The organism is Leptolyngbya sp. AN10 (genome assembly GCF_050565645.1).
GTDB lineage: Bacteria > Cyanobacteriota > Cyanobacteriia > Leptolyngbyales > Leptolyngbyaceae > Leptolyngbya.
The window spans coordinates 213,770-240,704 of sequence record NZ_JBNXVP010000008.1; the positions used below are offsets into that span (position 1 = coordinate 213,770).

Consider the following 26,935-nt stretch of genomic DNA (forward strand, 5'->3'; position numbering starts at 1 on the left):
TTCGATGAAGTTCCACAACAGATTAAGAGCTACCGCCTTATCAAGTGCTTAGCAGAGGTTTCAGAGATTTAATTAGCAATCAAGTTTATGTTTAACTTTTTCAATCGCTTTCCTGCTCAATTTACACGATGGTCGATCGCTGGATTAATCGTGCCCATCACCGCGCTCAATTTGTGGGTGCTCTTCAAAGCCTTTCAGTATGCTCAACCCCTCGTTTCAATTCTCATCTCAGCCGCACTACTGGCATTTTTGCTTAACTTTCCAGTTCAATTTCTCCAAAAGCGGGGGATCGATCGTAATTATGCCGTGGCTGGTGTTGTTTTATTGACCCTCGGCTTACTCGTGGGTGCAAGTATTACAGTTGTGCCTCAAGCAATCGAAGAATTGGGCGAATTCGTCAGCACCTTTCCGAACTGGATTCAAGCAACCAATCAAAAGGTTCAGATGTTTCAAGGTTGGGCAACACAGCATCACCTTCCCATACATCTGAATCAGTGGACAGACCAGTTTGCTCAACAACTGCCCAATCGGGTGCAGGCTGTAGGAAATGATGCCTTGAATCTGCTATTTGGGGCTTTGGGCAAAGTATCTAATTTAGCGCTGACCGGAATCTTTACGGTCTATCTTTTATCCGATGGGAAGCAGATTTGGAACAGCATTTTTCAGCGGCTACCCGGTCAAAAAACGAGCCGAATTCAGCGATCGATGGAGCAACACTTTCAAGACTATTTCACAGGTCAAGCCATTATCGCTGCACTGACGATTACCTTGTTAGCTGTAGTTTTCTTGGTTCTGGGAATTCCATTTCCGTTACTGTTAGGATTGTTCATCGGAACTCTCTCGATCGTTCCCTTCGGTGGTTTGTTAGCGAGTTCAACCAGTGCGCTCCTGATTGCAACCGATGATCCGCGCCTCAGTCTATGGCTTTTGGGAGCTTCGATCGTGACCAATCAAACGATGGATCAACTGATCTCGCCGCGACTGATGGGAAATTTAGTTGGGCTACGTCCTTTTTGGGTTTTGCTTGCTATCTTGGTCGGAGCGAAGTTGAGTGGATTGGTCGGATTGTTAATTGCTGTGCCGATCGCGAGTATTTTGAAAGACGCGATCGAAGGATTTTCCGACCCATCATCCTCGGACGAGAACGCTCCTGCCAGTCAGCTCGTTCAACCTGAAGTAAATTGACACTCTTGAAAGCCAGTTTCAATTGTCCTGCCTAGACTGAGCAGGTTTTCCCCGCCATTGATCCAGTACATCATGAACTAAGACTTCCTTGACCCAGATCTGCAACACAATCAGAAGGGGAACCGCCAAGAATAATCCTAAAAACCCGAAGAAAATTGAGAACACGACGACCGACAGAATGGTAAACAATGGAAGTAGCGACACTTCTTGTTCCATGAGAAAAGGAACTAGCACCAGACTCTCAAATTGTTGAATCAAAATGTAGAGAACGATCACTGCGATCGCTTTCCAGGGTTCAACCAGAAAAGCCAGCAGCATGGGCGGAATCACGCTTAAAGTGGGACCGACATTCGGAATGAACTCTAGTAGTCCAGCCAATAGCGCATTCACTAATGGGAGCGGAATTCCCAGGAGCAAAAGTCCTAGATAGCTCACTGTCCCGATCGTCACCATTGCGATCAAAGTGCCGCGAATCCAACCGACCAGTGAAGTTTCACACTCATTGAGAATCGTATTGACTCGCTCCCGATAAAAGGCTGGAAACGCCAGTGTAAACACTCGTCGATAGGGAGCAGGATTCACCAGCAGCATAATGGTTGCTGCAAGAAATAATAGAAAGCTCAATACGGCACTGACAGAGTTTCTAGCTAGAAAGAAAAAGTTGCCAATCAAACCTGTCACCCAAGCTCGCACAGTTTGGGTGAAGTTTTCTAGGATGCGGCTGTTGTCTAGAATCTGCCCTGGAATTCTAGCTTGTACCCAGTCATACAGGGCGCGGACTCGATCTACTGCGGCGGGCAAGGTATCAACGAGTTGTAGCAGTTGACCTGAAAGCCGAGGAATGATGATGGCAAACAAGCCAAACAGAACTACACCCAGAAGAATAAGCGTGATCGCGATCGCAATCCCCCGTTTCACTCGCCATCGTTGCAGCACTCGCACGACTCGATTCAGCACCGTCGCAAAGACAACCGCTGCGAATACTAGCAGCAGCACTTGTCGAATTTGCCACAAAATGTAGAGAGAAATAATTACTGCGATCACGCCGAGCCATTGTCCAACTCGCACAACGATGCCTCCAGATTGATACTTTTGAGGATTGCTAGGTAGACCTGATGCTTAGGCTCGGCGACGGTTGATTTCGGATATCCTAGTCATTTGATCGCAACAGATTTTAGGTCGTCAGCGACGATACGGGCGCATCTAGCCAACGAACGGGATAGCGATCAGTGCCCGATACTGCCAAAAATTGATCAAGCTGATCCAACCCTAGTGGTTCTGGCATGGGATAGCGCTCTTTCATCTTCTTCAATTCTTTGTGGTGGCGGACAAAGGATGCCATATCACTTGGATAAGTTTCCTCGTTAACTCCGAGGAATTGACCTTGGGTGCGGGCGCGATCGAGAATCCCACGCCATTCTTCGATCGATGCAATACCGAGCGATTGCATTGCATTCGAGAACAGAGTTAAGTAGATCTCATCGTAGGGCTGAGTACTATCCAGATAGTTGCGGAGTCGATCGGCAGAAGTTTGATCATTAAACACAGTCCAAAATGGCACCAGTCCAAGCTGGAGTGTCCACCACGGTTGTAGATAAACAAACGATTCGACAAGCAGCCGATTCCTCGGTAAGCCCCGTTGCTCATACCACCAACGGTAAAACTCCGCCACAAACGGACTCATATCTTGCGGATAGTTCAACACAATGCGGCGAACCCGAAATCCGTTCTCTTGTGCAAATGCTTCAACATCTTCGCGCAAGGCAGGTTCAAAGCCCCACTCTGATTCCGGGAACCAACCATCCGGAGCAGGCGGATTCCAAGTTTGATGCGTAGAGCCATTGCGCTGTAGAAAATCCCGAACCTTGGGACTGTCTTCAAAGTATTCTTCGGGTGTTAAACCGCCTTTGCCACCGAATTGAAAGAAATGGCGATCGTTCACACGAGTAGCAAGCCAGGTACTCTGGCATTCCAGTAAAAACAGGGTTGCTCCGGGTGCTAGGTTCTCCCGCAGAAACAGCTTATATGCCTCGCCCAGCTTCGTGCGCTTCAGTCGAAAATAACCCACACCCGGAACCTTGACGCGATCCTGGTTCGGATCGTGCATCTGATAAATTGCTAAGTCTGGATTGTTAGTCAGTAAGCGATCGGCAAGCGGTTTTGCCCACTCTAACGCTTGTTTCGGATCATCTAGGTCGAGCTGGTGTTTGAGACACACAAGCAGCGTTTGCGGCAACCAGGGAATTCCCAATGCCGCACACAAATGGACGGCTGCTCCATTCGAGGAGCCAATCATCGCTGCTGGATAGCGTCGTCGAGGATATTGGCTCACAACCCAACGCGCCATTGTTTCCGATCGCACTTGATCCACGATGTTCGGTGAAGAAGCATTGCTCCAACCACTGATCGTTGAAAGTGACTGTGATACATTGTCTGGGAGATATCCCATCACCTCGCCGCCAAGCGCTTTTAAGCTCGGAGCCATTCCACCCGACGAAAAATCTTTACCGTTTAGATAGGCACTCAGCGATTGGAGCGCCATCGTTGCGGAGTCTAGCCCTGTAATGTAGCTCGGCTTTCTTCCAAATGCTGCCAAAATGTCGGTGATCGTGAGACGAGTCGAATTAGACTGCATGAAACTTTCCTCTACACTGTTACTGCATGCCCTTACGGGCTAATTGCATCATGCTGTTCAGTTAACCTACTTTGCTAACGGTCAACCGAAACCGTTCTCTAGACGGATCTTGTGAGGATCATTCGTGCAAGTCTCTCTTAGGTCAGAGCCTAAATTGAGCCGACTAGAGGACGTGCGATCGCGGTGTAATCCCTAGCGTGTAGAAGCAATTGAACAACTGATAGTTAAAATGATGGGATTGCTGGAACAACTTTCGCTCAGGGTGAGATTTTTAATCAAGTCGCTATTTTATTTGCAGTATATGCCTGCTGCATTTTTCTATTCTCGTCAGCGCGATCGCTTTGAGCAATACTATCTTCCTCAACCGTCGTCCAAAGCAGCGACCCTTCCTGGGAAATTGTTAAAAACCAGTCAAACTCAATCCAGTGTTCGGTTTGAGTTTGAGCAAGCCACGCTTGAAATAACCTTCTTAGCACCTGATTTTGTCCGAATCAATTGGATGCCTGGTCTTGCTCCGATTCCCTATGCGATCGACAAGCATGATTGGGATTCTGTTGAAATTCATCTAGCGCAAATGCCGCATGAATGGATTGTTTCGAGTTCTAGTTTGAACATTTCCGTTAGCGTTGACGGCGGCGTTGTGCTGCGAGATCAAAACAATCAAATTCTGAGGCAAGAGCTACCCCCACAGCGACAGGATGAACGGTGGATTCATCAAGCCAAATTACAACCAGAGGAACACATTTACGGCTTAGGAGAACGTGCTTCCTCGCTTAATCTCCGCTCTTTCCCGCCAAAAACCTATCAGATGTGGAACTCTGATCCTGGAGGACGCTACACACCCGGAACTGAACCGCTCTACCTCTGCATTCCAACTTACCTGGGATTGCATAACTTAGGGAGCTACCTCGTGTTCTACGAGAATTCCTTTCGTGCCCAATTTACATTTGATGAACTTGCAACGGCTGATTTTGAAGGGGGATCGCTTCGCTACTACATTGCGGTGGGCGAACCTGCTCATTTGCTCGATCGCTACACCCAACTAACTGGACGCGCCCCTCTACCTGCCCGTTGGACACTTGGCTACCACCAATCGCGCTGGGGATATCGCACTGAGGAAGCTATCCGACAAGAAGTTAGAGCCTTTCAAACCCACAATCTACCGTTAAGTGCAGTTCATCTCGACATTGATTGTCAGGTGGGGCATCGTCCTTTTACCATTGACCCTGATCGCTTTCCGAACTTAAACCAGTTCACCCAAGAACTTGCACAATCCGGTGTGAAGTTTGTAGCAATTAACAATCCCGGCGTGAAATACAGTCGTCAAAGTAACTTGTTTCTGGAAGGGCAAATTCTTAATGCTTTTTGTACCTATCCAACTGGGGATTTGGTTGTCGCACCAGTCTGGGCAGGGCGTAAAGCGTTCCCTGATTTCACCAATCCAAAAGTTCGAGCGTGGTGGAGCCGTCAATATGCCTACTTGCTGGATGTTGGCGTTGCTGGATTCTGGCACGACATGAATGAACCTGCCGCATTTGTATCGTGGGGTGATCCATCGCTTCCTAGAGTTGCACAGCACGATTTTGAAGGCAGAGGCGGCGATCATCGCGAGGCACACAATCTATATGCTTTGCTTGAAGCCAAAGCTGCTCATGAGAGTTTGCGTCAGTATCGTCCCCAGCAGCGCCCGTTTATTGTGTCGCGATCGGGCTGGGCAAGTCTACAGCGCTATGCTTGGACGTGGACGGGTGATACTGCGAGTACCTGGGGAGCATTGCGGCAAACGATATCAACGATCGTAGGTTTAGGTCTGTCCGGGATTCCCTACAGTGGTCCTGACATTGGTGGGTTTCAAGGGAATCCCAGTGCAGAACTCTACCTTCGCTGGTTTCAGATGGCAGCGTTTCTGCCGTTCTACCGTACCCATAGTTCAACCAGCGTTATGCCGCGTGCGCCTTGGACGTATGGTGAACCATATTTAAGCATCATGCGGCAGTTTCTCGAATTGCGCTATCAGTTAATGCCTTATTTCTACACATTGGCATGGCAAGCTTCGCAAACGGGTGCGCCGATCGTGCGTCCTCTATTTTGGCAAGATTGGACGGACTCTGAACTGTGGGATATCGAGGATGTGTTTTGCTTAGGAGATGCGCTGTGTGTTTGTCCGATCGTGCAACCTAATGAGACAGTTCGACAGGTTCATCTCCCTAAAGGGCACTGGTATAGTTTCTGGAATGATACAAGGATTGAGGGTGGAACTACCGTTTCGCTCTCTACCACGCTCGAACAGATTCCACTGTTAATTAAGGCAGGCACAATTCTACCTGTAGAAGTCGAACAGCAGTTAATTTTGCATCTATATCCGCCTGAAGTTGGGGAGAGTGAGAGTTATCTCTACAGTGATGCAGGCGATGGGTATGGTGCTTCTCGTGTCGATCGCTTTCGCCTCACTCGAAACCAGGAGAACCTGGAATTGACTTGGGAAGCTTCAGGACAGTATGACTTTCCCTATCCAACGTTGAGCGTACAAGTTCACGGCACAGTGATCAGCCAAGCATGGCTCGACAGCAAACCCTGGAAGATAGAAGGACAAACTCTACACTGTTCTCCTTTTCAAAGTGTCCGTTTTCGCCTTTCAGACTTGGATGATTGAGTATCAAGCTCAGAATCATGAACCGTCAAAATACTTCATGAACTGTTTATCTTGCTGTCGGAAGAACTGCTTCAAACAGACACAATCACGCGAATGATGACTCCGTAGACAAATAGAGCTAATCCTAGCGCCTTACCTCCTCAGATAGACGTTCTCTTCAGGCTTGCAGCGATATTTGTGAATAGAACTAATTTGCACTTCAGGCAGTTAAATTGGCTAATTCAGCAGAGTATGAGCCTAATCGCAACTGCTCGCTGCTAGAACACAGGTTTTGTTGAAACTGCTACGGGGACTCATTCACTTAGAAGAGTAGGAGAGACGTTAATGCCCGAATCAAATCAGCTTAAAGTTAAGAAGCCGCAATCCACAAAACCGCTTTGCAATCGGATCGCGATCGTGTTTGATTTCGATGACACTTTGGGCGTTGATACCTTCGACAAGCTGTTACAGTGTCTAGAAATCGAAGTTGATCAGTTTCGGCAACAGCGGGTTCAGCCTCTAGTTGAACAAGGTTGGGACAAAGTAGCAGCTCGATTTTATTGTCTGATTCAGGAATCACATCAACGCCCCGATGACCATAAAATTACTCAAGACTATTTAATTCAGATCGGTCAAACTTTTCCAATCTATGATGGTGTTTCGGGAATGTTCGATCGCTTACGTCACATCGTAAAAGAACTCAATCCAGAAACCGAACTTGAGTTTTACTGCATCACCGGAGGCATTGGTGAGATTGTACGAAATACACCGATCGCCCATTCCTTTAATAAAATTTGGGGTTGTGAATTTCACTATTGCGATCGCGGCGAGATTTCCTTTCTAAAACGTAGTATTAGCCATACTGAGAAAACCCGTTATCTATTTCAGGTTGCTAGAGGCAGCGATAGTCCTGAAGAAGATGGTCGTGCTTTTGCTTATCGTGATATTCCGGAGTCAGAATTGCACGTTCCCCTATCTCAAATCATCTATGTTGGGGATGGTGCATCGGATGTTCCTTGTTTTTCTATCGTCAATGGTGAGAGCGGGATCGCAATTGGAGTTTATAAGCCTGACACATCTGAAAAGTGGGGACAAGAGATCGAGGTCACTCAGAGCCAGCGAGTCGCAAACCTAGCTCCTGCCGACTATCGCGAAAATTCAGAACTCATGCAGTCTCTAGTCCTGGCAGTTGAAAGTTTGTGTAAGCGAATTGCGTTGCGCCAGTTAAGCATTGGTGAGTAGATTGCTATGGTTATCAAGACAGAAAATCGCTGGGTTCCTGCCTTTTGTTTAGCAATACTCTCTTTCATTGCCGCGATCGGTTGTCAGCCTCAAACTGCAACTTCACCAAGTACTACACCTGAGTCAAACGCTGGGACGGTTGCAATTTACGGGGCAGGTGCGAGTTTCCCTAATCCTTTGTATCAACGGTGGTTTCAGGAGTATAACCAAATCCGTCCCAACGTTCAAATCAGCTATGACTCTGTTGGAAGCGGTGCGGGTGTCAGGCGGTATTTAGACAGAACTGTTGATTTTGCAGCAAGTGATGTACCTCTAACTAAAGAAGAGATTCAGCAGTTCCGAGCAAAATTCAACGCACTTCCACTTCAGGTGCCCCTGACAGGTGGTGCAATTGTCCTCGCTTATAATCTCGGTGGCAATGTTCAAAACTTAAGGCTTTCTCGTGAAGCGTATTGTGGCATTGTCACAGGTCAGATTAGAAACTGGAATGCACCTACGATCGCTAGGGCAAATCCTAGCGTGACTCTACCTGATCAGGCGATTAGTTTTGTGCATCGCTCAGATAGCAGTGGAACAACCTTTATTTTCACCAACCACATTGATGCTGCCTGTCCAAACTGGCAAGTAGGCACGGGTAAATCGGTTTCATGGCTCGTTGGGATTGGTGGAAAGGGGAATGAAGGCGTAACGGCTACCATTCAGCAAACTCCGGGTTCGATCGGTTACGTCGAATATTCCTATGCGACCCAGAACAAGCTGAATATCGCGACCCTAGAAAATCGAGCAGGTCAATACGTTGCACCTAGCCCGGAGTCGGCAGCAAGGGCATTGGAAGGACAGCAAGCTCCTGAGAGTTTTGTTTTATTAGTCCCTGACCCAGCAGATCAGCAAGCCTATCCAATCGTGGGATTAACCTGGATGTTACTGTATCGTCGTTATGAGAATTCTGCCAAGATTGAATCAATCCAAGATTTTGTCCGTTGGGCACTGGCGGAAGGAGATCAAGATGCAGTGCAGTTAGGCTATCTGCCGCTCACCGATCCAATTGCTCAACGCGTCCAAGCCACGGTAGAACAGGGAATTATTACGAATCCAGGATAGGAATGGGTAGAACAAGAACTTTGTCGTCCAATGAAGCTAGTTTTAGTCGGGTCTAGATTGAATTGCTCAGAATCACTCTACCTCCAGAAAGTTACGAGTTCTCTGGCTCCAAGCTAGTCTACAGATGATTAGCGTTTTAAGGAGAACAGGATGCAACCACCAACCCTTGTTGAAAATGACTCTCTTTCTCATAAGTTAGAGCAGATTGGTAAAATTCTACGCCTCATTGGATGGTTAGGAATTGTGACGCAGCTTGGTTTAGCCGTTGTTGCCGGAGTGATGTTAGTGTTTGCTATTGCAGGACGGAACTTTACCCAAGCGGCGGTTACTCCTGCGGTTCCAGGTGCGCCTATCTATGGTGGTGTCTCTGATGGGACGACTCCCGGACTAGGTATCGGAATTTTTTGGGCAGTGACCGGAATTTTAGCACTCCTGTTTACTGCTTACCTCGCATTTCGCCAACTGCGATTCGCTCGCCGATTGCGCCATCCAGAGACACTACTACATCCGAAAAAGAGCGAAGTCCTCCAGGTTCTACGAATTGGCATTATTGCAGGACTCATCGGCATGGGACTGACAATTTTGGGGGGCGGTGCTGCATTGGGGGTGTTGTTGGCGAAGTCGATCGCAGTACCTCAAGGGGTTGCACTTTACGCACCCACACGGGTTATCCGTCCTGTAGATGTGCTTGTAGCAATGGCAAATATGGTTGGCATCACGGCTCATTTTCTCGGCACGATCGCGTCTGTTGCGACGGTGAACTGGTTACAGCGACAATAAACCATGACTCATCCACAACAGTCAGAGGCTTCTCTGTCCCAAACTCGAAGTGAACTGCTGCAACAGCTTGAAGATTGGCTCGATGTTCCGATGCTAGTCTTGAGCTTTGTTTGGCTGGCTTTATTGATTGTTGAATTAATTTGGGGCTTAAATCCACTGCTAGATGCGGCGAGCGTCACGATTTGGATTCTGTTTATTCTTAATTTTCTATTAGAATTTGCCCTAGCACCCAACAAGCGCATCTATCTTCAGCGGAATTGGTTAACGCTCGGCTCTCTCGCGTTGCCTGCTTTGCGAACGCTGCGAATTTTTCGGGTTGTGCGGGCAGCGCGAGGGGTTCGATTGCTCGGTGTGATGACTCGGACGAATCGAGGAATGCGATCGCTCAGTGCTAGTTTTCGCCGCCGAGGATTTGGCTATGTCGTTGCTTCAACCACCATTGTCATCTTAGTCGGTGCAGCGGGAATGTATGCGTTTGAACAAGAAGTGCCGAATGGCTTAGAGAACTATGGGACTGCGCTCTGGTGGACCGCGATGTTGATGACCACCATGGGGTCAGACTATTTCCCCGAAACGCCAGAAGGTCGGATTCTCTGTTTTGTACTAGCGCTGTATGCGTTTGCTGTCTTTGGCTATGTCACAGCAACGATCGCAACATTCTTTATGGGTCGAGATGCTGAAAACGAGGAAGCCGAGATCGCAGGAGCCAAATCGATTCAAGCGTTACAAGCAGAAATCGCAGCCTTGCGAACCGAGATTCAGTCCCTTTCTCGGAACTCTCAAACTGCAAATCCGCCGATTGTTCCAACCGAATTGGAACAACAAAATGATTAGAAGCAGTTTCCTGGTTTTAAGCTCCACTCGATCCACCGAGTATTCCCAGCAATTGCAGCAAGTAGACTACTGCAAAGATAGCAAAAAACAATCCTGCGATCGCAGTCGCCCAGAAAGAAAAAGGAGACGGGCGCAATCCTTTAGGCAGCGACCGATGGTTCAGATATAAAGTTAATCCGGCAACAACTGGAATATGGGCAGCCTCGATCGCACCTGCGGTCTGAAGGAGTCCCACAGGCTGTCCAAACAATAGATACACTGTGATTGGTAATACCGCCGTCAACACGACGACGTAAAACTTCTGTAAGAACTGTTCATTTGTCCAACGTCCTTGTTGCCCGAACCCTCGCAGTAAAATCCGAGTTCCGTCTGCAAACATCCGCCCAAATCCGTCTTGAACCGATAACACTGTGCTACAGAACGTAACAAATACGATCGCGATCATGAACCAAAACCCGAACGGTCCCCACAAATCTCCTAGTAAGCGACCTAATGTTTGCGCGACTTGATCCTCTTGAGGCACGAGTCCCTCTGGACGCAGAAGTTCTGAACCCAGAATCAGAAACGATAACGCAGCGAGAAGCGCCCCAACGACTGCTAGTGTATTCGAGAAGGTCATGACTGCCAGCCAACCCTGTAACCGTTTCTTGGGTTCGCGATCGAGTTGATTCAAATCAAGCGGTTCTTCTCGTCTCAAATCGGTTGCACCATAGCCTCTTGCTTCCACCCAGTAGGAATACCACATCAATCCCGCAGCACCCGCTAACATAAACCCCAACCAAGGCAGAATATCTTCATATCGAACATTTTGTGGAATTTGAGGAACTAGCCCTGAAGTCAGTTGCCCCAGTCTTGGAAAGACTAGGATAGCAGCCGTTACCACTGCGAGAGTGCGGGCGATACCAATGTAGGAAGAAATTTTTTCTACGACATTGTACTGTCCCAGCAATACGATCGATGCCGTCACCACAATAATGATGACAGTCCAAAGTTGGGCTGTTCCGCCTGTTGCCAGAATGAGAGCGGTTGCAGCTGCACCTGCAAGTCCTGCAACTGTCGAGATTGCAACAACAAACTGAGGTAATAGGATGATCCAAACTGCCCAGTTTTTGGAACCCGGAATTTGCTTAAACCCCTCTAAGATTGTTGCGCCAGAACAAACTGTATATCGTCCAACTTCCCGGTTGATGAACCATTTCAGAATTACAGCAGCCAGCAACGCCCATAACAACGAGTAGCCATAGAAGGCAGCAATGCGAGGAGTGAATAATAGTTCTCCCGAACCTGCCGCAGAAAGCATCCACAAAAAACCTGGACCTAGCCACTTGAGCCATTGTCTACCTTGAGGAGCCTGGGGAATCTGCTTGTCGTCTTGCGATCGCGCTTGTTCAGAAGATTCTATCTGCTGGCTCATTTTAATCTCCAATTCTCTAGAGTTTACTGCTGATTCAGGCTATTGCCAAATTTTCTTTGATTAGCACAAGCATCTAAAGCAAAAGTATCTTTGTGATTAAAAATCGACTTCTACACTACGATAGTCATAACTCAGTCCTAAGTTATATTCTGAAGCTTGTTTCTTATATCAGTGCTTATCGATAGAAGACACGCTAAAGCAAACCAGCGAATTGATAGAGTTGTCTGAGAATTGCTAAGATTCTTTCTCCATACACTGGATCGGCAGAATACCGTCCGCTTAACTGCTCAACCCGTGGAGCAATCCCGCGTGCAATGAAACGAAAACGTGGAGCTACGATTTCTTGAACAATCGGCTCTAAGCTTGCGTAGGTTTTCAAGAGTTGAATGTGGGCACGTACTCCAATTCTGGCATTGGGAAAACTAGCCGCTTCTCCTCCCACACTTCCCAGCGCTCCAAAGTTATTCTGACTCGGCTGAATGCTACCCCCAAAGCGAAAAAAATTCGTTTCTAACAAGGCTTGCGCGAACGCAATATCAGGATTCACTCCCTCGATCGCGGCTTCTTCCAAATACAAATCCACAATGTCAGGAAATCTTTCCAAAGCTTGTGGATTAACCTGACGCAAAAATGCTTCTAGCGTTTCTTCTTGAAGATAGCCGCGTCCGATAATGCTGCTGATTGCATTTGGATCAAAGGGTTGAATTGTCCGTAAAACAACAGTACGATTCGTTGGATTCCACCCAACAAACACACCAACTTCTTGAAGGTCGATCGCTCTAGCGTAAGTTACGTTACCATACGTAACCAACCGCACATTCCTGGGGCGAGTGATGTCCACCCTGAGTCGATCTAGAAGATCAACCGGAACGTAAGCGTTACCATTCACGATGATTCCTTGCTCCCCGTAAATCTGCCCATTCAGGTTGATATTAATAGGTGGATAGGGGCGCGGTGTTGAATCATCAGAAGCGTTTCGGCTCAGAAGAGCTAATCCATTTGCGATACCTTGAGCGATCGCTTGAGGACGCTCAAGAATAATTGCTCGATCGAGCGGACTCGTCTCAAAACCAACCGTTAGAACAATCGACGGAATCGGAACTTGACGAGTAAAGGCAAGGCTGCCAAATGCGGTTTCAGTATCAGGTCTTGCACCTCGGCTGACTAAGCTAGGAACATTCACCAGAAGTTGCTGGATCAGTTGCTCGGCTTGCTGCCGCCGCTCCTCATTGCCTGCAATGTAAAAAGCAGCGGTTCCTCTAACATCGGGATTAGAGAAAGCATCCGTTTGAATCGAGAAAGCAACATCACCAGGACTCGATCGACGATTGATCCAGATGATTGCCTCAGCGAGTTCCAGTTCTGGCGGAACTTCTGAAACTGTGAAACCTTGCGACCTTAGCTCCGCTGCCACTTGTTTCTGAATCGTCACCAATGCGGCTTCGATCGCCTCATTGACCGCTCCAGAAAAGTTAGCGAATAGGAAAATTCGTCCCACTTCTTGAGCCTCCCGTCGATCGATCGTAGAGCGACTTGTTTCTGGGTAAGAAATTAGCTCTACCATTTTTTCTGGGACAACTGTTTGATAGCCTGACTGTTTTCTAAATTGAGAAGTTGAGGTTTGACCAAGGTTAAACCCCGAATTGCTACAGGTCGGGCAGCGAATTGGCTCGAAAACCATTATGTGTAACTTATGGCATCAGCATAGTGTTATTTACCTTGGCAGATACACAAAATAGTGTTGAGCAACGATTCAACGACCATCCCTGACGATACGGAGAAACTGAATGATACTGTGGCATCTAGTAAAGCATCTGTTTTAGCGATCGTTGTTCGCAATAAAGGAACACGATACAATCTAACTGATAGTTAGCGAATGCTGGGATCACGATAAATAGGTGCATCATCGCGCAGTTCAGAGCGATCGTTTCTACGCCGTCCGCCATTTGCAAGTCCAAATAGACCGATCACACCAGCCAGTCCTAACAGTCCCCAAAGTGCGTCATTATTGTCTTGCGAAAGTGCAGAAGGATAAATGCCTGTTGCAACCAACACAGGGCGATTGCGGTATTCGGCTTCAAGCTGCTGCACAAAGCCTTGATCCCAATTAAAGTCATAATCGCGCTCTAACTCAGCAACAACAAACGGACGAAGCACACCTGTTACAGCAACGGTTTGATCGTCTTGAATCGGTTGCCCAGCACGATTTAGAACCAGCAAGTCTTGCCCTCCAACGATCTGATCCTCATCGAGTGTGAAGGCATTTGCGCCCCTTACGTCCTCTACTTCTCCAGTCACTGCGATCGCTCTTCCATAGTAGCGAGATGGATTCTGGCTGATTTGTCCTGGAGTTGGTGCTAATGCGATCGATTGAGCAACAATTGCAGGGCGACTTTCATATTCGCGATACTGATCTGCACCCAGACCGAGATTATAGTCTCGATTGATGTCTGCTAACACAAATTGACGAACCTGACCTGTCACCTGTACGTTAACATTTTCATTTTCAGGAAGCACAAACGGAGTCCCTGAAGCGTTAACCACGATAATCGGCTGCCCTCCAAAGAACTGTTGACCGCTCACTGTGAAGGTGCTGGGACCGATCTTGCGAACTGCTTCACTTCTGATCGTTACAGTTCTGCCAATGTATTGACTTGGGTTTTCTGACAAGTTTTCTGCTGTTGCGTTTCTTGCTTCTTGTTGAGTCACCTGGTTACAAGCAGGCAAAACAGTAACGGCAACAGTTAGAGCAAGTGCAGCACCTCTAGCTTTCCAAAGCCTTTGAACTAGATTTGTTTGATTGTGCTTCTTGAGAGTAGCAGGATTGTTGTTCACTGAAAAAATCTCCTCATTCAATGATTGATGTAATGGTGCAATTGATTTTAATTGAACGTTCTGATTCGCCTCTAGTTCAGGAACACTTGACCGTTGCGCTGAACTCGAATCACGCCTTGATTTGAATCTAATGGATTACGATCCTCATCTAACTGAAGCGATAAGATTCCTTGTTCGGGTGTCGTAACTGGAATCACCTCGACAAAGCCATTATCCTGCCGAACAAATGTCACGGTTACAGGAACAGGAAGGTTTTGCAGCACAGCCTCTTCGCCTGGTCTTAAAACCCGTCTTTGCGTGTACTGGACAGCTTCGTAGGTCACGATCGCATTCGTCTCGTTTTTCACCCTCACATTGATCGTGCCATTGCTCGGAACAACGCTTGCAACGGGTTGCGATCGCTGTTCTGGTAAGGGAGGCTGAACCGGAAGCGTCATCGGCGTTCCAGGAGGATTGCGGTTATAAGGGGCTTCGCTGAAAACGCTCGGTCGTTGACCCACAGTTCCAGGTGTCGTGGGCGCATCTGAAGGCACGATGCGATTTGGAGTTAGATTGCGTCCTGGTAAATCGCTGCCAACGCCTCCTGTTGCACGATTCAATGCGCTTGGATTTTGGCGGATAAACTGAGTGATCGCGTTCGGTGGACAAGTTTGTGGAACAATCAGCCGACTATTATAAGGCTCTTCATAGTAGACGCTGGGGCAGGGATTGACCCTTGGATTTGGTGTGGCTAGTGCGGCTGTGGAGATGAGAGGAACTCCAAGGATCAATCCACTGAAGACACCTCCAAGTAAGCTGCTATTTTTTAAGTCAAGCATACGCATAATAGACCTTATGAGACAGAAATACTGTGAAGACAGTCTCAACGCTATCAATGGCGCAAACTGTCTTTAATCAAGTCGAAATCCTTATGTTTTGAACACTAAGGCGCACAGGTGGAAAACAGGTGGAAATCGGTGTAATGAGCTTTAAGTTATACCTAGAGATATAGAACACAGGTGAATTGCAGGAAGTATCTCTGTCTAACTTGTAGTGATCGCGATCACACTCGATCCACGCACGATTTGATTTTCTTGGATTAAATCATTCATCTCTTGGCGTACAAACTCTTTGAGCAAAGATTCGGACTCGATCGCTGAAGGACAAGGAGCATGAGCATCATCGATAAAAACTTTATAGTCAATCCGAACTCGCGCAAAAATTGATGCAATCAGATGTTTTCGGAATTGTGCAAATCGCAGCGATTGTCGATAATCGCAGTATGGCTCTGTTGATAAAACATCTTGAATAGCTAATAGCATGATAGGAAGGGTCAAATAGATTCTCGACTGGGGCATGATTGAACTCCAGAACCTGATACAGCCTCAGTCAGTTTATAAAATGAAGGTAGAAATAAGGTGGAGGATCAATGCAACTAAATCTTCCAGAAATGGATTGATTACTGAAATCATCAAAGAATTATTGTCATCCCTCCGGAGTCGGGTTCCAACAGGAACATCAACAGCGGAAGTACAAAAGTATTTATGTGACTACTTTCTTTGATGACATTGCTGCCACTGAACTATAGTTACACCTGTACACGATATTCTTATAATCTAGTATGGTAGCTGAAATAACAGTTCAACAAGTGATAACAACCGCTCTTCATCTTCAAGGTGCTGCTGAGTAAAGACAAGAGCTAAAACTAAGGAGGCGCGATGAAAATTCTACTGGTAGAAGATGATGATGTATTAGCCAGTGCAATTTCAGACGTGCTGACCAAACAGCAATATGTGGTCAACGTTGCCACAGATGGCGAAATTGGCTGGCTGAATGCTGTACACGAGAGCTATGACTTGATTTTGCTCGACGTGGTGTTACCCAAACTCGATGGCGTAACCTTGTGTCAACAATTGCGCCAAGCTGGACATCAAATACCAATTCTCTTGCTGACCGCGAAAGAGTCCACAACTGATAAAGTCGTGGGGTTAGATGCCGGAGCGGATGACTACCTGATTAAACCTTTTGATTTTCTAGAGTTAACGGCTCGAATTCGGGCACTATTGCGTCGAGGAAGCAGTTCTGCAAGTCCAATCTTGGAATGGGGCAAATTGCAGCTTGACCCAAGCCTTTGTAAGGTTGTGTATGGCGATCGCCCTGTAAATCTCACTTCAACAGAGTACCGATTGCTAGAGCTATTTTTGCGCTATAGTCACCGCACCTTCAACCGGGGCGCGATCGTGGATCATTTGTGGAGTTTAAGCGATCCGCCTCAAGAAGCAACCATCAAATCGTATATTAAAACCTTGCGGCAAAAAATGCATCGAGCAGGCGCACCGATTGATTTGATTGAGACAGTTTACGGGTTGGGCTACCGCTTGAATCCCTCGGAAGCAGACACTTCAGAACCATCTCAACCCGATCAAATCGAACAGCAAACAGCATTAGCGGTTCAAAAAGCGCGAGACAGTTTCAAAACGAAATTGAGCGATCGCGTAACGATTTTAGAGCAAGCGATTCTTGCACTAAATCAGGGCAGCTTGAGCGAGGAACTACGCCAGCAAGCTCAACATGAGGCACACAAGTTAGCTGGAGCATTAGGAACCCTTGGATGGACAGAAGGTTCTCGATGGGCAGAAGCGATCGAGGATGGACTTCAGGCTCAAAACCTTACCAATCAAGCTCAAACGCTTAACCAAGCCGTGAATCAACTTCGTGATCTATTCGAGGATGTGCCCGCGCTTGAACGCTTGTCTCCCCAAAATCAAGCTCTGCTACTCGTGCTGAGTCAGGATTCAGAATCGGTTAAACGCTTAACAGAAGCAGCAAAAAATTGGCAATTGCAAGCTATCACAGCTACAGTTGAATCCGATTTGTACGTCGAGCGAGGTCTGGGGATTGTTGCCGCTCAAGCTCCTGATATTGTGCTTTTGGATCTAGAGAGTGCCCCAAGCTTCCAAGAGGGCTTAACGCTGCTGTCGGAACTATCTGAGCAACCCTTACAGATTTTTGTTTGGACTGAACGAGAGGGATTACTCGATCGAGCCGAAGTTGCTCGACGCGGGGGAAACAAATTTCTGCACAAATCACTATCGGCTACTGCAATTCTTAAAGAAGTGATTGAAAGCCAGAAAAGTGATTGGACTGAAGCGAAAATTCTACTCGTTGACGACGATCCACAAGTTTTAAGTACAATGCGATCGCGATTCGCCTCTTCGTCCCTAAAGCTAACTACACTTGAAGCCCCAGAACAATTCTGGCAAGTTCTCAACGATTGCGCTCCAGATTTGCTCATTCTAGATGTCGAGATGCCTTACTTGAATGGGATTGAACTTTGTCGGGTTATTCGCAGCGATCCCCATTGGTCTGACTTGCCAATCTTGTTTCTCACAATACATACCGATATTGAAACCATTCATCAAATCTCTTTAGCGGGCGCAAATGATTGTGTAAATAAATCGATCGCGGATTCAAAATTACTCACTCGTATCTTCAATTGCTTAGAGCGAAACACGGACAAAGTGGCGAAATCAGACGATGGTTTAGTGGGCTGATGTGTCTTATTTAACTATCTCTACCAGTTGATAGAGCAACAAACATAGCTATGATGCTAATCTGAGCCATTGCTCTCAGCATCGTCTGACACGATTCATCCGAGCAGTTTTGACTAAAAGGGTTTTGCAGCACCGTTTGACGAGATTTTTCAGGATGTTGACTTAGCTAGCTGCATCGAGACTATACAATTTTTGAGGAACTATCCATGAAACAACACACTTTGATACCCATTATCTCTGCAACTCTGATGTCCTTAGTTGCATTACCAGCACTTGCTCAAACATCCGCTCGATCCGCTCAAACTTCGGGAAGTACCCCCGAACGCAGCAATGCTTCCTCTCTTCTGTTCGTCTATGGAACCGTTAGCAATCCTACTGGAAATCGATTTATCCTGAACCGTAGTAATGATCAAATTGTTGTCACCACTGGACAGTATGCGATTAATCTAGCCCCCAATGAACCAATCGCCGTGACAGGAACACTCAACCCACGAACAGGTCAAATTGAGGCTTACTCAATTACTCGATCGACCGGAACTAATATTACGCTCCTTCCAAGTGGTGTCACAATTTCCCCACCGATTGAAGGAATCAGTGAGTTACCCACACAGGTGATTCGAGTGCAATGATTCAGGAGAGAACACAAAAGTCCAAGCGTTGCAATAACGCAGGAGCTAATCATTAAAACAAAATACGGACGATCCGAAGTAGCTTCGTCTAACAACTCGGCTTGAAGTTGACGCAGGCGATCGGCAGCAAGCGGTTGGCGGCGAAATTTCCGCGATTTGCTTCTCTTTAAGATTGGCACAACCAACTGTGAAAACTCATAATCCAGTCTCGTGTTGATCAACAGATGTCAGCAGAAGGTTTCTCTTAATAACATCCTTATCGACTAGGATGGTTCTATAACTCAACCGCTTACGGAAAGCAAAATCATCCACCCCTAACGTCTTGGGAATGTCGTACACAGGCAGTGGCTGTTTGAGCGGCAATCTTCGGTCGCGTCGATTTAACAATCAAGCTGTTGAGCTATTGGTTAAATGTGCGGCACTCTCCAGCTTCGCTGCACCGAAGGTGTCCGCATGATTCAGATTGCTAAACCGGATAGCTATCGACAAGCTTAATCTCAGCTTCCCTCAATCCTAGAACAGTCGCTTTTTCGATTCATGCAACCAAGCCGTAAGAAATTGAAGATAAACAGAACCCAGATAGTCGTACTCGCGGTATCGAGAAACGGATTGAGTCCCCAAATTAGTTTCACCATAAACAACGCCAGCCAAACAAAGCTCAAGAGCAACATTGGTACATCGAGCTAGTCTTCAAGCTGTTGGAGAACTTCGCTACGAGCTTGAGACAGAGAGGGTTCGGGTGGGCTTGCCTGATTCATACTGCCGATATAACTCGTTTGGTGTGGCTATAACTGCGATCGCGCTTCCCATATTGAAGATTTGCAGTCGTTCCTCGAACATTAAGCTAAATCAGCCTCGTTAACCCCTCTCTGTAGAACGATTTCAGCAACACGACTAATCGTTGTATCGAGCAATTTGGGCGTGATTCAGTGCAGCCACAAGCGACACTCCACCCACAATGTTGCCAAGTAATGTGGGTGCTAAGAATTGTCCAAGGTACTGTCCCCAAGTTGCTGCCCCTGTCATGACCAGGTATAGCACCTCAACTGAGCCTGCAATACTGTGGGATAACTCAGCTAAACCGACTAAAGAAGTAATCAAAACAATCACCCAGAACTGAGACGCTTCTGCGGATGGGAGCAACCAGACCATTAAAGCGATCAACCATCCTGCAAAAATTCCCTGCCAGAATGTTTCTACTATTCCACCTTTGAGCGCTTCTAATCCAATCTCTGTAAAAGCCCGTTGGACATCAACCGAAAACACCTGAATGTTTCCAATCACCATCGCAAATAAGCCTGCTCCAGTGAGATTACTCAGCAACACAATTGACCACAAACGCAGGACTTGTAGCAGCACGGCTAATCTCGTTTGAGAGAGCAATGGAAGAATCGCGGTTAAAGTGTTCTCTGTGAAAAGCTGCTGCCGACCCATAACCACAATCACGAAGCCAACGCTGTAACCGAAACTAGCTACGATCGCGCTCCAGGACTGATCGGGTAAATTTGCGCGAAGTAAACCTTGTGCGACTAGCGAAAATCCCATCGATAATCCAGCCGCTAAAGCAGACCAAGCAAGCGCAGAAGTGGGGCGGCGCAGTTGACGTTCGCCTTCGAGACGAATGACTTCGTGAATCATTAAGGCACTGGGACGAATCCGTTCGATGATGTCTTGTCGCTCTTGTGGACTCAATCTAATTTCCTGCTGAAAACGTTCCTCAGTCAGTGGGGCTGTTTGCTCTTGAAGTGGGTTCATCAAATTCCTTTCGCTGTTTATGCGGTGGATAGTCTAGAACTAGCCTATAGCTAGCTCAATGTTTTTTTATCTGGCTCAGGCATGAACTTTAAGAACAACCTTGCGTAATTCCTCACCACGACAGATGTATGGCTCTAACTTAGAAGGGTGAATTGCCCATCATAAACAGAGTGACCAATCTAGCACCGTCTACAGATCAATCTGTAGTTGGACTTATTTTGATTTTGCGTGTTCAGAGTGCCGCAAGAAAGCGAGGATATAGATTACCTGAGCTTTCAATGTTAGACGCGATTTTGCCATTATTTTATTTATTGCGTGGTCTCGTAGCCTCATGTCTCTAAACAACTATCAAATCAAATTATTAGCAGCAGTCTTGATGCTGGTGGATCACATTGGCACAGTCTTTTTCCCGGACAGATTGATTTTCCGCATTCTAGGACGCTTTAGCTTTCCGCTCTTTGTCTTACTGCTGGTTGAGGGTGAAAAACATACCCGTCATTTCGGGCAGTATTGCCTGCGCTTATTATTGCTGGGAATCGTATCTCAGCCGATTTATCGGCTTCTATTTCGCTCAACGCTATGGAACATTTTGTTTACATTATTGCTGGGGCTGCTCTGTCTGCGACTCGTGCGGCAATTTCCACGATGGCAGCTATTAATCTGGGTTGTGGGAGCTACGATCGCTCAGTTGTTGTTCCTGGAATATCAAGCTTACGGAATCGCCTTGATTGCCCTAATCCATCGTTTTCGAGCGAGTGCGTCTTGGTGGACGGAATGGATCGTCTTTAACCTTAGTTTGCTGATTGTTGCTCCAGAGTTTTTTCTCTTTCAGTTTCCCGTCATTTTTGTACCGTTCTTGCTGTCTCTCGCAAATTATCAGCAAGGACAGAAAGCAAAATGGTTCTATTTGTTCTATCCCTCGCATTTGTTCGCGTTATGGCTCCTTCGTTACGTTTAATGACTCGGTGATAGAGACAGAGGCTCTGATAAAATCCAGCCGTGATTCGTTTTGCATACCTACTGACTTGACTTCTTTCCTCTGATTCATCGAGGGGAGAAGTCAATTGTAATGCTGTGCCATTAAAAGCTCTTCATACTCATGGAAGCTTCCATTTGCGTTGAGATAGTCTAAGCGATCGTAGATTTCAGAATGCGGAAGAGAATATTTTGTGCCATAGATCCCTACACTAGAGGTTAAAGAAGCGTAGATATGGCTGATCTTTTCCTCGTAATTACTTCCATTTCTCAACTCGCCAGCAAAATCGGGTAAATCTGTAATCTGCTGCTTCGCGAGTTGAGAAATCCGAATACATTGCTTTTTGTGATCAAGTTGCACTAAACCCGCAGGAATTAGCACCTGTCTACCAACATACTCCAATCCCGTCTCAACAATCAGAAGCCGAAAACGACCTGTTTCCTCATCGACGAGAATGTTTTTTACTAAGCCTACTTTCTCATCGTTAGCTGCATACACATCAACATTTCTGATTGTGGAGCCGCCAAAAGGATCTTTGTAATTTGGATAGTAAATATCAAATTTCCGCAGCACTATCATTCCTCCTTCAAGTCTCATTAATAGGTGTCTGGATAAGCTAACACAGTATTTTCAACATTCTGATCCTGCTACCAGAAACGTTAGAGATCAACCGTGGAAAACTGGTGGAAAAACATGATGAGTTAGTAAATTTGCTTCTAAAGGAATAGGTTGTAATATCAGTTCAAATCTTTGCGGAATTTCAAATCAGTAGACTCGCGGTGAGCGACAACACCGATTTTCTTGGCACTGATAGAGATTTGACGCAGGGACATAGCCCTCAAACCTGACTGCAAGGTTAACTAAGCTTGAATGCTACATTTGAACTGTCTTACAGCCTATTTTCCGCTCGATGCCTTATTCGGGGATTGCAGAGGGGTAGAGTCCATCTGCTACTAAAACCGGGCGATTCCGATACTCTGCTTCTAATGTCCGCACGAAACCTTGGTCCCAGTTAAAATCGTACTCTCGCTCTAAGTCAGCAACAACGAAAGGACGAACCACTCCTGTAACCGCGATCGTATCTCCGGGTTTGACAGCTAAATTTGGATTGGCTGCATTTTGCAAGGGTCGGGCATTCAAGACTAATAAATCTTGTGTGCCAAACAGTTTATCCTCATCCAATGTGAAGACTTGCGGATTCTGCACCGCCTCAATTTCTCCAGTGACCGCAATCGTTTTGTTGTAATACTGCTTTGGATTCTGACCAATATCTCCAGGTTCGGGAGCAAGCGCGATCGATTGTGCGATGATTGCAGGCTGGCTTTCATAATCGCGATACAGATTGGGATCTAAGCCTAACTTGTACTCCCGCTCAATATCAGCCAGAACGAATCGGCGGACTTGTCCAGTAACTTGAACGTCAGGTCCTTGAGTCGTGGGTAGGACAAACGGTTTGCCCGATGCGTTGACTACCAAAATTGGTTCTTGCCCAAAAAACTGATTGCTGCTCATCGTAAAGGTATTTGGAGCAATCTTTTGGAGCGGTTCGCTTCGGATCGTTACAGTTTGTCCAATCCAGCGATCGGTATTGCTTGCAACCTTCTGAGCAGTTGCATTGTTAGGAGCCGTTGCCTGATTACTTAGGTTACAAGCAGGCAGAATAAATGCCATGAGTGCTAGGGCTGCTACTCCACTGCGCTTGTATAGTTTGCGATTGAACTGAGAGCGACGGAGCAATTGATTGAAACTTGATCGATTCATGTGTCGAATTTCTCTTTTTAACTGCCTTCTAAGCATAGTAATTCTCGCAATCTTTTCTCTCCCTCAATTGATAGAAACTCAATTAAATAATTATTCTCAATACTTTCTAAACATCGCAATAGACAGCCTTTGTAGTCGCGTTTTCCTGAGTTGGAATCCTTGCCATAAGCCTAATTCTTAAAGTTTATAGAACAAGTAATCAACTTTTAACTCGTGAAAATGAACGCGCAAGTATACAAATAAAAGGTGGAAATCTTGTGGAGATACTCGAATTTATAGGCTAAACAACTTGCGTCTTATATCTGATTCATTTTCATAACAAAAACACTGTCATGATTATAGAGAGCAAGAATGCTGACCTACGATCGCTCTCGGTTCTAATGAAAATTCTAGATAACCAGGAGCAGTGTACTGTAGATTGCTGCTCCTAGCGCAAATGCCCAAAAGCGACTTTCCCGTTCCTCTGGTAGCTCTTCTTTTAGAACATTGAGAACGACTCCGCCTGCTAAGAAGGCAAATAAAACAGCAATTGCGGCTTCGTGAATTGCGATCGCGCTTCCAATCACCCATCCAACAATGATTGCTGCCGCTAAAAGCCACCGTCCAATCCGGTCATATCTCTGCTTGTGATGCTCACGCAGACCGTAATCATTCACCACAAAATGCACTCCCATTGCACCAGCAAAGAACAGTAAGCTGAGAAGCCCTGTCTGCTCACGATGCAGCAACAAATAACCGATCAGCACATTATAAGCCGCGAATGATGCCATGTGAATCCAGAACACTCCAGCCGTAGTTACGTCTCCGTCCCCTGTTTTCTGATTGCGCTGTCGAGATTCATCAGCAGCACGCTCTAGCCCATAGAACATAGCTAACCCTAGCAAAGCAAGTAAGTAAACGTGGTGTTCTAAAAAAGCAAGTTCGGCAGCAACACTATCTCGAATGGTGTCCTGATACTCGTCTAGTTCAGGCAGAATGTGGATAAAGACATACGCTACCGAAATGCCACCGCCAAAGGAAAGCCATCGGCTACGTGGGGTCGTTCTCAGAAAGCGTAGCCTACCGGAAAAAACGTGAACGATCGCTAGAAGAACCGCAAAGAAGGCGGAGAGAAAAACAATCGGGAGAGGCGAAGTTTCCATAGCAAAGGTAGGAAATCTGATGCCCATAATTGTGATGATTTTCTGCTATAGCGCCATCTTGCAATTGGAATAGCACAAAGAATTCAAGGTGACAGTAGCTAGATCAATATCTAATCAATACTTGTAATTGCTTTTGCGAGTTGGAGATTCTCTAAACATTCAAGATTCTATACGTTATAACTTGTGATAGAGGATGACTGCATCTTTATTCAGTTTTATTGCAGTAAGCATTGGTTTAAGTATAAATCTCACATAGCATAAATGATTCACTTCACATTATAACTGCTGTAATCTAAATGTACCGCTTCTATCATCGATTAAAACGTCAAGCAGTTAAGCTTTTGCTTCTAGGAAGTGGGCTGATGCTATCTTGGGGAACTATGGCTCCAGTAGAAACGATCGCTTGGTGGTTAAGACAGGATGATGAACAAGTGCAACTAAACACCGCACCGACAGCGGGCTTCAATGGGTTCATCCGCTCCGTTCCAGCCAGTCCTACCTCCATTAATTGCTATATTGTTTTCTTTCCGGGTGTTGGCGATTTTGCCGCAGACGATCTATCGCCTGGTCAAACCTGGTTAATCGATCGCTTGGTTGAACAACATCCGAATTGCATTGCGGTTAAAGACGTTTTCCCATATTCCGTTGCAAGCAACAACTTAGGCGAACTACCGATTGAGGGAGCATTATGGAAAGCGGCTTGGGATGCTGAGGGCTGGTTGAATGATTTAGATGTGCTTGTCAAGATTCGCAATCTCTGGCAATTTGCTATGTCTGCTGACGATCGCTACAGCCCGATTTATAGTCAGGGAATTGCAAAAGCAGTCGTCGATCGCATGAACGCGGCTCATCCTATCTCCCCTCATCAACCCATCAACATCATCCTCATGGGAACAAGCGGTGGTGTTCAAATCGCGTTAGGAGCAGCACCCTATTTAAAAGATTCGCTGAATGCGAAATTAACAGTGATTTCACTTGGAGGGTGTTTTGATGGAGGTGTAGGACTGCAATCAGTTCAGCGGATGTATCATCTACACGGACAATACGATTGGGTTGATGATGTTGGAGCAATTATTTTTCCATCGCGCTGGCAATGGGTGGGTAGTTCCTCGATTGATGAAGCTAAAAAGCAAGAACGATACGAGGCGAGAATGAGTGGTCCTCATACGCACGATGGCGAAACAGGTTACTTTGGTTTAGGAAAGCTAGAGAATAGCCGTTCTGCTAAAACCTATGTGCAGTTAACGCTGGAGCAGCTAAATCAATTGCCAATCTGGGCAGAAATGACATTGCCTAATCACAAGCAAATCTAGAAGAAAAGGCAGGTGAAGAGTTCCTCCACTACAGTGAGTTGAGGTTCACTCTTGAAACCTGCCTGTTGATTGCAAAATCCGGAAACTGTCTCGTCGGCAATCATTCAGACGAGGAATATTACCGAATTCGGGAACGATCGCCGCGTCGTGCAATCAGTTGGTTTTCATAGTCGCGGAAACTACCTGTTGCACCATAGAAGGTCGGATAGCGATCGTAGATACCTGGACCTGGAAGGGGATATCCTGTGCCACCAATAGGGTCTGTCGGAGCTAAGGGACTGTAGATAGTTCGCACTCGCTCTTCGTAATCGTCGTCAATTCTCAAATCTTCTGAAAACTCTGGTAAGTTCTCAACCTGCTGTTTAGTCAGTCCAGGAACAACCACCCGTTTATCCTCGTAGTCCACTTGAGCAAAACCAACCGGGAGCAACACTTCTTTCCCCAAGAACCAGAAGCCCGTATCGACAATGAAGTAACGGAATTTTCCGGTATCTTCATCCACCAAAACATTCTTCACCGTGCCAACCTTGTCATCGTAATCTGCATAAACACCAAAGTTCTTGATGTCATGACCTGCAAAGCTTTCTTTGTAATCTGAATAGAAATCATCAACCTTGTAGAGTGCCATAACTCAATCTCTCCTAATTAACGTTAATGTCGTGATTCAATTCGTGAATCTTTCTAGCGAAAAAGCCCGTTTACTCTGCCCCAAACTCTGAATTTTGATATGAACTCTGCTGTACTAGCATTGGAGAAACCTGCTGCAAGATCCTCTTACAGCAGGAAAGAAGGTTCAAGGAGAGACACACGGATTAGAAACTTTTAGAGGAAAGTTAAATTTTCCTAGTATCTGCTTGGGTCGCGATAGGCTGTTGCATCATTACGATTGGCATCTCGATTTTTGCCTCGACCTACCAGTCCGAATAATCCGACTAAGCCAACTAATCCCCACAAGCCCCAAGCATCATTGTCATTGTCGTAAATGCCTTCCCGCTCAAGACCAACACCCGGCTGGGCAACTTGAGCTGAGGCAAGAAGTGACATTGGTAATACAGTGGCTCCAGTAGATAGGATGCCAATGCTAATGAGCTTAATCCAATTGTTTCGATTCATCGTTCGGTCTCCTTACGGTACTTTCCTTTTGAATGTTTGCAGTGCTAGTTGCAGA

The 26,935-nt window shown here is 46.4% G+C and carries 24 protein-coding genes; 10 read left to right on the forward strand and 14 right to left on the reverse strand.

Going from position 1 to position 26,935, the window contains the following annotated elements; translation table 11 throughout:
* Window positions 1–87 precede the first annotated feature (87 nt).
* On the forward strand, window positions 88–1,185 hold the full coding sequence (locus tag ACQ4M5_RS14065) for an AI-2E family transporter (RefSeq protein WP_430676257.1): 1,098 nt from the start codon (window positions 88–90) through the stop codon (window positions 1,183–1,185).
* 18 nt (window positions 1,186–1,203) lie between these two features.
* On the opposite strand, the gene ACQ4M5_RS14070 is transcribed toward ACQ4M5_RS14065, so the two are convergent.
* Both ACQ4M5_RS14070 and ACQ4M5_RS14075 read right to left on the reverse strand, forming a co-directional pair.
* Window positions 1,204–2,253 carry an AI-2E family transporter gene (locus ACQ4M5_RS14070; RefSeq protein WP_430676258.1) on the reverse strand — a complete coding sequence of 350 codons (1,050 nt, stop codon included), beginning with the start codon at window positions 2,251–2,253 and terminating at the stop codon, window positions 1,204–1,206.
* Window positions 2,254–2,359: 106 nt separating this feature from the next.
* Window positions 2,360–3,820: a hypothetical protein gene (locus ACQ4M5_RS14075; protein ID WP_430676259.1), complete on the reverse strand. Its 1,461-nt coding sequence runs from the start codon at window positions 3,818–3,820 to the stop codon at window positions 2,360–2,362.
* Between the two features lie 301 nt (window positions 3,821–4,121).
* Between ACQ4M5_RS14075 and ACQ4M5_RS14080 the strand changes: the two genes are divergently transcribed.
* From ACQ4M5_RS14080 to ACQ4M5_RS14100, 5 genes are all read left to right on the forward strand, one after another.
* A complete protein-coding gene (locus tag ACQ4M5_RS14080; protein ID WP_430676260.1) occupies window positions 4,122–6,473 on the forward strand; it encodes a TIM-barrel domain-containing protein in 2,352 nt (783 codons plus the stop codon).
* A 324-nt stretch (window positions 6,474–6,797) separates the two neighbouring features.
* A complete protein-coding gene (locus ACQ4M5_RS14085; protein WP_430676261.1) occupies window positions 6,798–7,694 on the forward strand; it encodes a hypothetical protein in 897 nt (298 codons plus the stop codon).
* Between the two features lie 6 nt (window positions 7,695–7,700).
* The gene (pstS, locus tag ACQ4M5_RS14090; protein ID WP_430676262.1) at window positions 7,701–8,795 is read left to right on the forward strand and encodes a phosphate ABC transporter substrate-binding protein PstS; all 1,095 of its coding nucleotides are present in this window, start codon (window positions 7,701–7,703) and stop codon (window positions 8,793–8,795) included.
* A gap of 150 nt (window positions 8,796–8,945) precedes the next feature.
* Window positions 8,946–9,575: a DUF3611 family protein gene (locus ACQ4M5_RS14095; RefSeq protein ID WP_430676263.1), complete on the forward strand. Its 630-nt coding sequence runs from the start codon at window positions 8,946–8,948 to the stop codon at window positions 9,573–9,575.
* 3 nt (window positions 9,576–9,578) lie between these two features.
* Window positions 9,579–10,409, forward strand: a complete 831-nt coding sequence (locus ACQ4M5_RS14100; protein ID WP_430676264.1) for a potassium channel family protein — start codon at window positions 9,579–9,581, stop codon at window positions 10,407–10,409.
* A 16-nt stretch (window positions 10,410–10,425) separates the two neighbouring features.
* Here ACQ4M5_RS14100 and ACQ4M5_RS14105 read toward each other — a convergent pair whose 3' ends face one another.
* The 5 genes from ACQ4M5_RS14105 to ACQ4M5_RS14125 all read right to left on the reverse strand — a co-directional run bounded on the left by ACQ4M5_RS14105 (window position 10,426) and on the right by ACQ4M5_RS14125 (window position 15,995).
* Entirely contained in the window at window positions 10,426–11,823 is a 1,398-nt protein-coding gene (locus ACQ4M5_RS14105) for an Nramp family divalent metal transporter (RefSeq protein ID WP_430676265.1), read from the reverse strand.
* 193 nt (window positions 11,824–12,016) lie between these two features.
* Window positions 12,017–13,504, reverse strand: coding sequence for a hormogonium tapered terminus morphoprotein TftA (gene tftA / locus ACQ4M5_RS14110; RefSeq protein ID WP_430676266.1), 1,488 nt, complete (start codon window positions 13,502–13,504; stop codon window positions 12,017–12,019).
* A 188-nt stretch (window positions 13,505–13,692) separates the two neighbouring features.
* The gene (locus tag ACQ4M5_RS14115; protein ID WP_430676267.1) at window positions 13,693–14,658 is read right to left on the reverse strand and encodes a hypothetical protein; all 966 of its coding nucleotides are present in this window, start codon (window positions 14,656–14,658) and stop codon (window positions 13,693–13,695) included.
* Between the two features lie 71 nt (window positions 14,659–14,729).
* On the reverse strand, window positions 14,730–15,476 hold the full coding sequence (locus ACQ4M5_RS14120) for a hypothetical protein (protein WP_430676268.1): 747 nt from the start codon (window positions 15,474–15,476) through the stop codon (window positions 14,730–14,732).
* A gap of 204 nt (window positions 15,477–15,680) precedes the next feature.
* Entirely contained in the window at window positions 15,681–15,995 is a 315-nt protein-coding gene (locus tag ACQ4M5_RS14125) for a hypothetical protein (protein ID WP_430676269.1), read from the reverse strand.
* 360 nt (window positions 15,996–16,355) lie between these two features.
* Between ACQ4M5_RS14125 and ACQ4M5_RS14130 the strand changes: the two genes are divergently transcribed.
* Window positions 16,356–18,191: a response regulator gene (locus ACQ4M5_RS14130; protein WP_430676270.1), complete on the forward strand. Its 1,836-nt coding sequence runs from the start codon at window positions 16,356–16,358 to the stop codon at window positions 18,189–18,191.
* Between the two features lie 206 nt (window positions 18,192–18,397).
* Complete coding sequence (locus ACQ4M5_RS14135) at window positions 18,398–18,820, forward strand: hypothetical protein (RefSeq protein WP_430676271.1); 423 nt, start codon at window positions 18,398–18,400, stop codon at window positions 18,818–18,820.
* Window positions 18,821–19,531: 711 nt separating this feature from the next.
* On the opposite strand, the gene ACQ4M5_RS14140 is transcribed toward ACQ4M5_RS14135, so the two are convergent.
* Complete coding sequence (locus tag ACQ4M5_RS14140) at window positions 19,532–19,660, reverse strand: hypothetical protein (RefSeq protein ID WP_430676272.1); 129 nt, start codon at window positions 19,658–19,660, stop codon at window positions 19,532–19,534.
* A gap of 54 nt (window positions 19,661–19,714) precedes the next feature.
* On the reverse strand, window positions 19,715–20,575 hold the full coding sequence (locus tag ACQ4M5_RS14145; RefSeq protein ID WP_430676273.1) for a formate/nitrite transporter family protein: 861 nt from the start codon (window positions 20,573–20,575) through the stop codon (window positions 19,715–19,717).
* A gap of 331 nt (window positions 20,576–20,906) precedes the next feature.
* Between ACQ4M5_RS14145 and ACQ4M5_RS14150 the strand changes: the two genes are divergently transcribed.
* Window positions 20,907–21,533 carry a TraX family protein gene (locus ACQ4M5_RS14150; RefSeq protein WP_430676274.1) on the forward strand — a complete coding sequence of 209 codons (627 nt, stop codon included), beginning with the start codon at window positions 20,907–20,909 and terminating at the stop codon, window positions 21,531–21,533.
* Window positions 21,534–21,635: 102 nt separating this feature from the next.
* Here ACQ4M5_RS14150 and ACQ4M5_RS14155 read toward each other — a convergent pair whose 3' ends face one another.
* The 3 genes from ACQ4M5_RS14155 to ACQ4M5_RS14165 all read right to left on the reverse strand — a co-directional run bounded on the left by ACQ4M5_RS14155 (window position 21,636) and on the right by ACQ4M5_RS14165 (window position 24,454).
* Window positions 21,636–22,124 carry a PRC-barrel domain-containing protein gene (locus tag ACQ4M5_RS14155; RefSeq protein ID WP_430676275.1) on the reverse strand — a complete coding sequence of 163 codons (489 nt, stop codon included), beginning with the start codon at window positions 22,122–22,124 and terminating at the stop codon, window positions 21,636–21,638.
* 342 nt (window positions 22,125–22,466) lie between these two features.
* On the reverse strand, window positions 22,467–23,312 hold the full coding sequence (locus ACQ4M5_RS14160; protein ID WP_430676276.1) for a hypothetical protein: 846 nt from the start codon (window positions 23,310–23,312) through the stop codon (window positions 22,467–22,469).
* A gap of 389 nt (window positions 23,313–23,701) precedes the next feature.
* Window positions 23,702–24,454 (reverse strand): hypothetical protein, encoded by a 753-nt coding sequence (locus ACQ4M5_RS14165; protein ID WP_430676277.1) that lies wholly within the window; start codon window positions 24,452–24,454, stop codon window positions 23,702–23,704.
* A gap of 380 nt (window positions 24,455–24,834) precedes the next feature.
* On the opposite strand from ACQ4M5_RS14165, the gene ACQ4M5_RS14170 reads away from it, so the two are divergent.
* The gene (locus tag ACQ4M5_RS14170) at window positions 24,835–25,767 is read left to right on the forward strand and encodes a hypothetical protein (RefSeq protein WP_430676278.1); all 933 of its coding nucleotides are present in this window, start codon (window positions 24,835–24,837) and stop codon (window positions 25,765–25,767) included.
* 118 nt (window positions 25,768–25,885) lie between these two features.
* Here the strand turns inward: ACQ4M5_RS14170 and ACQ4M5_RS14175 are convergent, their stop codons facing one another.
* Together ACQ4M5_RS14175 and ACQ4M5_RS14180 are read right to left on the reverse strand one after the other, a co-directional pair.
* Window positions 25,886–26,395 (reverse strand): PRC-barrel domain-containing protein, encoded by a 510-nt coding sequence (locus tag ACQ4M5_RS14175; RefSeq protein ID WP_430676279.1) that lies wholly within the window; start codon window positions 26,393–26,395, stop codon window positions 25,886–25,888.
* 215 nt (window positions 26,396–26,610) lie between these two features.
* Entirely contained in the window at window positions 26,611–26,880 is a 270-nt protein-coding gene (locus ACQ4M5_RS14180; RefSeq protein ID WP_430676280.1) for a hypothetical protein, read from the reverse strand.
* Window positions 26,881–26,935 lie beyond the last annotated feature (55 nt).

Excerpts from the sequence above, each read along its gene's own strand:
- ACQ4M5_RS14065 (WP_430676257.1), top strand. The coding sequence starts at position 88 with ATGTTTAACTTTTTCAATCGCTTTCCTGCTCAATTTACACGATGGTCG.
- ACQ4M5_RS14075 (WP_430676259.1), bottom strand. The coding sequence starts at position 3,820 with ATGCAGTCTAATTCGACTCGTCTCACGATCACCGACATTTTGGCAGCA.
- ACQ4M5_RS14080 (WP_430676260.1), top strand. The coding sequence starts at position 4,122 with ATGCCTGCTGCATTTTTCTATTCTCGTCAGCGCGATCGCTTTGAGCAA.
- ACQ4M5_RS14085 (WP_430676261.1), top strand. The coding sequence starts at position 6,798 with ATGCCCGAATCAAATCAGCTTAAAGTTAAGAAGCCGCAATCCACAAAA.
- pstS (WP_430676262.1), top strand. The coding sequence starts at position 7,701 with ATGGTTATCAAGACAGAAAATCGCTGGGTTCCTGCCTTTTGTTTAGCA.
- ACQ4M5_RS14095 (WP_430676263.1), top strand. The coding sequence starts at position 8,946 with ATGCAACCACCAACCCTTGTTGAAAATGACTCTCTTTCTCATAAGTTA.
- ACQ4M5_RS14100 (WP_430676264.1), top strand. The coding sequence starts at position 9,579 with ATGACTCATCCACAACAGTCAGAGGCTTCTCTGTCCCAAACTCGAAGT.
- ACQ4M5_RS14105 (WP_430676265.1), bottom strand. The coding sequence starts at position 11,823 with ATGAGCCAGCAGATAGAATCTTCTGAACAAGCGCGATCGCAAGACGAC.
- tftA (WP_430676266.1), bottom strand. The coding sequence starts at position 13,504 with ATGGTTTTCGAGCCAATTCGCTGCCCGACCTGTAGCAATTCGGGGTTT.
- ACQ4M5_RS14120 (WP_430676268.1), bottom strand. The coding sequence starts at position 15,476 with ATGCTTGACTTAAAAAATAGCAGCTTACTTGGAGGTGTCTTCAGTGGA.
- ACQ4M5_RS14125 (WP_430676269.1), bottom strand. The coding sequence starts at position 15,995 with ATGCCCCAGTCGAGAATCTATTTGACCCTTCCTATCATGCTATTAGCT.
- ACQ4M5_RS14130 (WP_430676270.1), top strand. The coding sequence starts at position 16,356 with ATGAAAATTCTACTGGTAGAAGATGATGATGTATTAGCCAGTGCAATT.
- ACQ4M5_RS14135 (WP_430676271.1), top strand. The coding sequence starts at position 18,398 with ATGAAACAACACACTTTGATACCCATTATCTCTGCAACTCTGATGTCC.
- ACQ4M5_RS14140 (WP_430676272.1), bottom strand. The coding sequence starts at position 19,660 with ATGTTCGAGGAACGACTGCAAATCTTCAATATGGGAAGCGCGATCGCA.
- ACQ4M5_RS14145 (WP_430676273.1), bottom strand. The coding sequence starts at position 20,575 with ATGAACCCACTTCAAGAGCAAACAGCCCCACTGACTGAGGAACGTTTT.
- ACQ4M5_RS14150 (WP_430676274.1), top strand. The coding sequence starts at position 20,907 with ATGTCTCTAAACAACTATCAAATCAAATTATTAGCAGCAGTCTTGATG.
- ACQ4M5_RS14160 (WP_430676276.1), bottom strand. The coding sequence starts at position 23,312 with ATGAATCGATCAAGTTTCAATCAATTGCTCCGTCGCTCTCAGTTCAAT.
- ACQ4M5_RS14165 (WP_430676277.1), bottom strand. The coding sequence starts at position 24,454 with ATGGAAACTTCGCCTCTCCCGATTGTTTTTCTCTCCGCCTTCTTTGCG.
- ACQ4M5_RS14170 (WP_430676278.1), top strand. The coding sequence starts at position 24,835 with ATGGCTCCAGTAGAAACGATCGCTTGGTGGTTAAGACAGGATGATGAA.
- ACQ4M5_RS14175 (WP_430676279.1), bottom strand. The coding sequence starts at position 26,395 with ATGGCACTCTACAAGGTTGATGATTTCTATTCAGATTACAAAGAAAGC.
- ACQ4M5_RS14180 (WP_430676280.1), bottom strand. The coding sequence starts at position 26,880 with ATGAATCGAAACAATTGGATTAAGCTCATTAGCATTGGCATCCTATCT.